Here is a 6,638-nt window from a genome sequence, read left to right as displayed (position 1 = left end):
AACAAAAATGGTACTAACAGGATTTTACTCCCATCAGTACCAAATATTGTAGAACCTTTATTTTTTTGGCCGCGAAAAAAACAAAAAAGCCGCCACCACCGTGACGACTTTGTCAGTTGGGCTAGCTGGATTCGAACCAGCGCATGACGGTACCAAAAACCGTTGCCTTACCGCTTGGCCATAGCCCAATAATTAAAATGGAGGAGAGTGGATTCGAACCACCGAACCCGAAGGAACGGTTTTACAGACCGTCGCGTTTAACCAGACTTCGCTACTCCTCCGTAAGGTCAATCGTTAAACCTGAACAATCAACGAATATTATATTACACAATCCCCGCCTGAATTGCAAGGCTTAATTGCAAAAAAATCACCTTAAATTCCACACCAGGGTTCGGTAAGTCCATTGTTCCAGAAAGGTCGTCCGTTGCCATTCACCAGGGCGCCGCCGGACCCCGACCGCTGGATTGTAATAGGTCGCCGCCCCCAGGGTTTGGGGCGCAAATTCACCGTGCAAATGCCCACTGACCACGCGCTTAACTTGGGGCATTTGCAAAAGCAGTTCCCCTAAGTGCCGACTCCCCAGCATGGCGTTAAACATCTGGCCAAAGCGTTGCTGCCGGGGCGTAGTGAGGTGGACTGGCAGGGGCGGTACTAAGGCCGCCGCTGGGACAAAATGGGTTACGAAAATGACACGCTTTCCCGCCGCCTGAGCAGCTTGCAACTGAGCCTTTACTTGGACCATTACCCGTGCCATCCGAACCGGATCGCTCTCGGCCTGGGTAATGCTGCCATCAATCCAGTAGACCTTTTTCCACTGGGCCACGGCCGCAGGTGACACTGCCAAGTTTGAAAAGGAATAATCGTACCAACCATTATTGCCAATGATGCGCCAGTCGGTCCCGGGGACATCCCAAAACGCTTGATGAAAATATTCCGGAGCCAAGCATTGCTCCAGTCGGGCGGCGGTCACCCCCGTTAATTGATCATGATTGCCCGCCAAATAACGAATCATGATTTGCGGCCCAACGCGGGCTTGCAACGCCGTAAAATACGCCCGGGTCTTTTGGAAGTCATTAAATAAGTCCCCCAGAAAAAAGTACGCCCCCACTTGCTGCTCAAGCAGCCATTCGGCTTGCGCCGCCAATGCTTGCGCCGGATCAACTTGATTGACATCCAAATGATTATCACTGCTGATTGCAATCTTCATCGCTGCTTCCCCCTTAGCTTTTAATTGTAAGCCCCGCGCTTAGTGCTGCCCATTATTTTGTCTTCCCAATAAAAAAAGTGGCTGCCAGTTGGCAACCACCTGGAACTTAATTTTGCTGTGGGTTAGTCGATTCCTTCCATCAGGGCGTGAATCTTCTTAACCAAGAAGAACATCACAATCCCGAAGACCACGCTGACCCCACCGATGATCAAGAAGTATTGAATTTCGGTGTCAGCAGAGTAGTACTTCACGATTTGGGCGTTAACGGCTTGCCCGGCCGAGTTAGCTAAGAACCACATACTCATCATTTGTGATTGGAAAGCCTTTGGCGCCAACTTCGTCGTGACGGACAATCCGATTGGCGAAATCAACATTTCGGCAATTTCAACGATGAACCAAGAACCGACCAGCCAGAAGGGACTGACCCGGCCACTGGTTGTGCCGTGGATAATCCCCGGCAAGGCCATCCACATATACGATAGCCCGGCAATGACCATCCCCGCGGCAAACTTCGCCGGGGCACTTGGTTGATTCTTCCAAGCACTCCACAGCCAAACAAAGAATGGCGTCAAGAGCATGATGAACAGGGGGTTCAACGTTTGGAAGTTGGCTGCGGCAAAGTGCCAGCTGCCGATGTGTAAGATCGTCCGTTGTTCAGCGAACAGGGCCAACACTACGGAACCCGATTCTTCAATCCCCCAGAAAATGGCCGCCGCAATAAACAGGGAAATGTAGGCCTTGACCCGGGAGCGTTCGACCTTGGTAACCTTAGCCGAATTCAGCATCATAATGAAGTAAACAATCGGCAGGGCAATCGCAATCACCGTAATCAGATTAATGATGTTGGTGATGTTTAATTGGCCCATTGCCGCCAAAAGCCCTAAGATGACGGCCACGACGATCACCGCTACCACCGTCCAGGTAATGATCGGCTTTAAGCCATCCCGGTCAATCGGGTCGTTGGGGTAGAGACTGTCCTTGGACAAGTACTTCTTCCCGTCCAACCAGTATTGCAAAAGCCCGAAGAACATCCCGATCGCAGCCAAGGAGAACCCGGCGTGGAAATTGGTTTCACTGCCAAACAAGTGGAAACCAAAGCCGCCTGCGGCCCACGGCACTGCCCACGGTGCCACCGCGGCCCCTAAGTTAATCCCGAAGACAAACATACTAAAACCGGCATCACGACGCTTATCGCCTTCTTCATATAAGCTCCCTACCATGTCTGAGACGTTGGGCTTTAACAGCCCCGTCCCGGCCACGATTAAAGCAATCGAAGCATAAAGAGCAGGCAAACCAAACGGCAAGGACAAGGCAATGTGCCCAAACATGATGAGCACCCCACCGATGAAGACCGTCTTGCGCGCCCCCCAAACTCGGTCAGACAGCCACCCGCCGACAATCCCGGACAGGTAAACCAATGAACCGTAAATTGACATCACTGAGGCGGCCGTAGTTTCGTCCATCCCCAGCCCGCCTTTTTCGACGGCATAGAACATGTAAAACAGCAGGATGGCCCGCATCCCGTAGTAACTGAACCGTTCCCACATTTCCGTGAAGAACAGGGTGGACAGACCCCGCGGTTGCCCGAAAAAGGCCGTGTCCATCGATTTTTGTTGATCCATATTTTTCCTCCCAGTTAGGATTTATTCAAAGCTTTGAAGCCAGTGAATGAGAATAATTTACTGAGAACAATCATCGCTTTCTAATAAAAGTGTAATTTATTATACCCTTTGTTAGGCAGGAGGTCAAATCTACAAACCGGTTTACGCCTTGATTTAATAAGAATCATTTTGCAATCTTTGTCCTAGGAAACATTAATCCCTCTCATCTCGTAAACGCCGCTTTCTCATCTAATTCTGGTCAACGTTTTTTCAGCCGATGCATTAAAATTAAAAAGTCTCCCCGGAAAGCTGATTTAAAATTAAAAAGCAGGAAGCGGTTTCCTGCTTTGAAAAACTATTTTGCTAATTGCTGGCGAAGCTTAAAGCGTTGGACTTTGCCACTGGCATTTTTGGGCAAAGCCGCAACAAAATGATATTCCTTGGGCACCTTATAGTGGGCCAAGTGCGCATAACCATAATCAATTAACTTTTGCGCAGGCTGGGCCTGCCCAACGATAAAGGCGACCGGTCGCTGGCCCCAGGTCGCATCCGCCTGGCCCACTACGGCGACGGCTTCGATCCCTGGCATTGCAGCGTAAACCTGCTCCACTTCTTGGGGAAAAATATTCTCCCCGCCAGAAATGATCATCTCATCCTTACGCCCGTCCACGTATAAAAAGCCGGCCGCATTAAAATGACCGATGTCGCCAGTCAGGTACCAGCCATCCACCATCTTAGCAGCAAATTTAGCGGGTTGCTTTAGGTAGCCCGGGGTCAGGGCCGGAGTTTTGATGGCAATTTCGTGCGTCGTTGGCATCAATTTTATTTGAGTAGTAAACAACGGTTTGCCGACGGCCCCCAACTGTTGGCTGGCATCGCGCGCACTGAGGGCAATAATTTGTGAGCACGTTTCCGTCATCCCGTAGCATTGTACCACCGGTAAGTGGGCCGCTTGACAAGCCGCCAGTGTGGCCTGATCAATCGTCCCGCCGCCTAACAACACCAACCGAAAGGCCGGCTGATAAGCGCGGTGAGTCCGTTGCCGCTGTTGTAACAATTGCTTAAGCATGTATGGCACCGCCGAAAGAATGGTGATCGGCTCGGTAGCCAAGACCTCTTCTACGGCCACCGGATCAAAGCGGGCCATGAGCCGGACTGCCATGCCGTAAACTAACCCCCGCATTACAATCGAAAAGCCACTGATGTGAAAGAGCGGGGTCACACACAGCCACTGTTCATTGGTTACTAGCCCCAGGTTTAAACTGGAAGCAATCGCCGAAGCAAAGTGATTGCCAAAGGTCTGCAAGACCCCCTTAGGCTGCCCCGTGGTCCCCGAAGTATACATAATGCTGGCGATATCCTCACTGGCAAAGGTTGCTTGCAACTCCACCGCTTGGCCGGGACGCGCCAAAACCGTAGTGTAGGTCTGGTAGCATTGGTCGAACTCCGTGCGCATTAATGCGTCATCAACCAAGACCAAATCCAACTCACTATCCGCCACCTGAAAGGCTAATTCAGGACTGGCTAAGCGCCAATTCAGCCAAACGATGGTCTTACCCATGCTCAGCAAGGCCAAGGCCAACCGGTAGGTCAATAAATTGTTTTTCCCCAGCAGGCCTACCCGCGCTTGGGTCGTCAAACCCGCTAAATGCGCTGCATCAGCTTTAACCACCGTCAGCAACTGGGCAAACGTATAGCTGGTCTGGCCATCGCTGACGGCCAAGCGATCAGGATTCAGCTGGGCCTGTTTAATTAACCAATTTTGGGTTTCCATTGCCCGCGCCCCCTAAGGGAACGTTGGAAACTGATCGAAGTTCGGTTGCCGCTTTTCATTAAAGGCATCGCGGCCTTCTTTACCTTCGTCAGTCGTGTAAAACAGCATTGTCGCATCCCCACCTAATTGTTGGAGCCCCGCTAAACCATCCGTATCAGCATTCATCGCCGCCTTAATTAACCGCAAGGCCGTTGGTGATTTTTGCAAAATTTCGTTAGCCCATTCTAAGGTGGCGGCCTCAACTTGATCTAATGGCACCACCCGGTTGATCCAGTTCATTTGCAACGCTTCTTGAGCCGTGTAGAAGTGGTTTAAAAACCAAACTTCCTTGGCCCGCTTGTGGCCGATCACCCGCGCTAAGTAGCCAGAACCATAACCCGCGTCAAACGAACCCACCTTCGGCCCCGTTTGCCCGAATTTCGCGTTATCCGCGGCCACCGTCAAGTCACAAACCAACTGCAAGATGTTGCCACCCCCAACGGACCAGCCTTTCACCATCGCAATGACTGGTTTTGGTATAATACGAATGAGATGTTGCAAGTCTAAGACATTTAGCCGGGCAATGTGGTCGGGGCCGACGTAGCCACCGTTGCCGCGCACCGATTGGTCACCACCAGACGAAAAGGCTTGGTCGCCAGCCCCCGTCAAGATGATAACCCCAATGGAGCTGTCATCACGACAAATCGTAAAAGCCTCAATCATTTCTGCCACCGTAACCGGCGTGAAAGCATTGTGCTTTTCGGGGCGATTCATGGTAATCTTGGCGATCTTGCCCGTCCGCTCAAAAATGATTTCTGAAAAATCTTTGATCTTTTCCCATTTAACTTCAGTCATTCACAAACGACTCCTTTCAAAATGAGGTGAAATTTTGAATTTGCTTGAAAACCTAGGGATCGAAATCCAATCGGTCTCACCGTCATCTACCATCGTATCACTTCCGGTCAGTGCAAAGCTACTCCAACCCTTTGGAATTGTCCATGGTGGCATTAATGCGGTCCTGGCAGAAACCGCGGCTTCCTTAGGCGCCAATGCTGCCCTGCCGGCTAATCAAGTTGCCGTGGGGGTTGATATCAACACTCACCACTTAGCCCCTAGTACCGCGGGCTGCTTAATCGCTACGGCTGCTCCCCTTCATATCGGCCAGCGGATGCAAACTTGGCAAGTTCGCATCACTAATCAAAACCGTTTGGTCAGCACCAGTACCGTGACGCTGATTGCCCAAAATAAACCCCACCCTGAACCAACCGGAGAGAATTAGCAAATGACGCCCAAGAAATTTTTATTAATTAGCTACCAGATTGGGATTGCCGCCTTGGCAGTGATTTCAATCCTCTTGTTAGTATTGGACTATGCCCACGATCTTGATATCCTGGCCAGTCCCTATCGTCAAATCGATAATGTGATCTGGCTCATTTTAACCCTTGACTACGTAGTCCGGTTGGGACGGGCTAAAAATAAAAAGTATTTTTTGATTCATAATGTTTGGGATTTGTTGGCAATTTTACCCGTTAACCAGCTCTTTTACCTGTTCCGGGCTGCCCGGGTAATTCGCATCCTTCAGCTTTTACGCGTGTTACGCCTGGTCCGGTTGATTGGGTTAACGGGACGGTTGCGTTCCTTGATTAAAACCCGGGGCTTACTATACTACTCCTACCTTAGCTTTGCGGTCCTATTAATCGCAGCCGTAATGTACCATATTGCCGAAAAAGTCAGTTTTACGACAGCCCTATGGTGGTCAATCACCACCGTTTCTACGGTTGGCTACGGTGACATCGCACCAACCACGGGGATCGGAAAATTAGCAGCGGTGATCCTAATGGTCATCGGGATTGGCTTTATTGGGATGATGACCAGTTCTTTAACTGACCTCTTATCAAGTGACGATGATGACCAATTACGCCGCGAACTCCATTCTCTGCAAACCCATCAACAAGCTATTGAACAACGCTTGGCACACATTGAACAACTCTTAATGCAGCAAAATGGCGAACCAGATCAAACGGTACTGTACCCTGTCAAGTTGACAGTCTGAAAAAATGAAAAATTGCTAGTCTTA

Annotated in this window: 6 protein-coding genes and 2 tRNA genes; 2 read left to right on the top strand and 6 right to left on the bottom strand. The window is 50.4% G+C overall.

Annotated features, from left to right (window positions below; translation table 11 throughout):
* Nucleotides 1-116 precede the first annotated feature (116 nt).
* The 6 genes from FC43_RS04045 to menB all read right to left on the bottom strand — a co-directional run bounded on the left by FC43_RS04045 (nt 117) and on the right by menB (nt 5,416).
* Nucleotides 117-188: transfer RNA gene (locus FC43_RS04045), tRNA-Gln, on the bottom strand.
* Nucleotides 189-198: 10 nt separating this feature from the next.
* Nucleotides 199-281: transfer RNA gene (locus FC43_RS04040), tRNA-Tyr, on the bottom strand.
* A gap of 86 nt (nt 282-367) precedes the next feature.
* Nucleotides 368-1,207: a metallophosphoesterase gene (locus tag FC43_RS04035; protein WP_056954337.1), complete on the bottom strand. Its 840-nt coding sequence runs from the start codon at nt 1,205-1,207 to the stop codon at nt 368-370.
* Nucleotides 1,208-1,329: 122 nt separating this feature from the next.
* Entirely contained in the window at nt 1,330-2,829 is a 1,500-nt protein-coding gene (locus FC43_RS04030; protein ID WP_056954335.1) for a peptide MFS transporter, read from the bottom strand.
* Between the two features lie 334 nt (nt 2,830-3,163).
* Nucleotides 3,164-4,582, bottom strand: coding sequence for an o-succinylbenzoate--CoA ligase (locus FC43_RS04025; protein WP_056954333.1), 1,419 nt, complete (start codon nt 4,580-4,582; stop codon nt 3,164-3,166).
* Nucleotides 4,583-4,594: 12 nt separating this feature from the next.
* On the bottom strand, nt 4,595-5,416 hold the full coding sequence (gene menB / locus FC43_RS04020) for a 1,4-dihydroxy-2-naphthoyl-CoA synthase (RefSeq protein WP_019206932.1): 822 nt from the start codon (nt 5,414-5,416) through the stop codon (nt 4,595-4,597).
* 34 nt (nt 5,417-5,450) lie between these two features.
* On the opposite strand from menB, the gene FC43_RS04015 reads away from it, so the two are divergent.
* On the top strand, nt 5,451-5,840 hold the full coding sequence (locus tag FC43_RS04015) for a PaaI family thioesterase (protein ID WP_056954331.1): 390 nt from the start codon (nt 5,451-5,453) through the stop codon (nt 5,838-5,840).
* 3 nt (nt 5,841-5,843) lie between these two features.
* Complete coding sequence (locus tag FC43_RS04010) at nt 5,844-6,614, top strand: potassium channel family protein (RefSeq protein ID WP_056954329.1); 771 nt, start codon at nt 5,844-5,846, stop codon at nt 6,612-6,614.
* The last annotated feature ends 24 nt before the right edge of the window (nt 6,615-6,638 follow it).

It is taken from the genome of Limosilactobacillus ingluviei DSM 15946 (genome assembly GCF_001435775.1).
GTDB classification, from domain to species: domain Bacteria; phylum Bacillota; class Bacilli; order Lactobacillales; family Lactobacillaceae; genus Limosilactobacillus; species Limosilactobacillus ingluviei.
The sequence above is the reverse complement of the archived record's forward strand: the minus strand, read 5'-3'. Positions and strand labels throughout refer to the sequence as shown.

Bases quoted from the DNA above. Each gene is read 5' to 3' on its own strand.
- FC43_RS04035 (WP_056954337.1), bottom strand. From the start codon at position 1,207: ATGAAGATTGCAATCAGCAGTGATAATCATTTGGATGTCAATCAAGTT.
- FC43_RS04030 (WP_056954335.1), bottom strand. From the start codon at position 2,829: ATGGATCAACAAAAATCGATGGACACGGCCTTTTTCGGGCAACCGCGG.
- FC43_RS04025 (WP_056954333.1), bottom strand. From the start codon at position 4,582: ATGGAAACCCAAAATTGGTTAATTAAACAGGCCCAGCTGAATCCTGAT.
- menB (WP_019206932.1), bottom strand. From the start codon at position 5,416: ATGACTGAAGTTAAATGGGAAAAGATCAAAGATTTTTCAGAAATCATT.
- FC43_RS04010 (WP_056954329.1), top strand. From the start codon at position 5,844: ATGACGCCCAAGAAATTTTTATTAATTAGCTACCAGATTGGGATTGCC.